At 48.1% G+C, this 707-nt stretch carries 1 protein-coding gene; it reads right to left on the reverse strand.

What is annotated here, in order from left to right; all coding sequences use genetic code 11:
- Positions 1–707 (reverse strand): TolC family protein (locus KIV40_RS32145; protein ID WP_285353400.1); only part of this gene is annotated, 707 nt, incomplete at both ends.

Genomic DNA, 707 nt, shown 5'->3' on the forward strand with positions numbered 1-707 from the left:
ACCTTGGAATAGCGGTGCAGATACCTGCCCTAACGCACTCCACAAAGGGTTGGCAAACAAAGCTGCACTTGGTGTTTCAGCCATGTCTTTTAAGCTCGCAGAAAGACTGAACGATGGCAGCATCGCTTTATAAGCAGCATCGGTTCTCAAACTCTCGGCTTCAATATTGAAGAAGGCTTGTTGAAGATCTGGACGACCTGCTAGATTTTGCACCGACATATTTTCAAGTGGATTGAGAACATCAGGAAATGCTTGCGCGACATTGACGTCAGTGACATTGGTATTCAGCTCGCCTGTTATCAGCAATAGGCTTCGTTTGCTCTGTGCTAGGTTTTCTTGATACTGAGCGACAGTAGCGCGAGTAGAAGCTGTGCTGGTTTTGGCATTGTCGAGCTCTTCTAGCGTTCCTAACCCAACTTGATAGCGATCTAAAACCAGCGTTTCATTGTTTTCGAGGATCGCTAAACGTCGCTCCTCAATATCTAACAGCTGTTGGTTCACACTGATTTCAAGCCAGCCACGCATAATGTTTGCAGCTAAAAGGTTAGTCGCGTTTTGTAGGCTCGCTTGAGTTGCGGCAACGTCTTTACGAGAAGCTGCTGTGACATCTGCTAATCGCTGCCACAAGTCCAGCTCCCAGCTCACCGTCACATCGGCGGTATAACTCTCTTCGCTGCCTTCTGTTTTCTCCCCCGACACGTTAGCGT

Source organism: Vibrio sp. D173a (assembly GCF_030248475.1).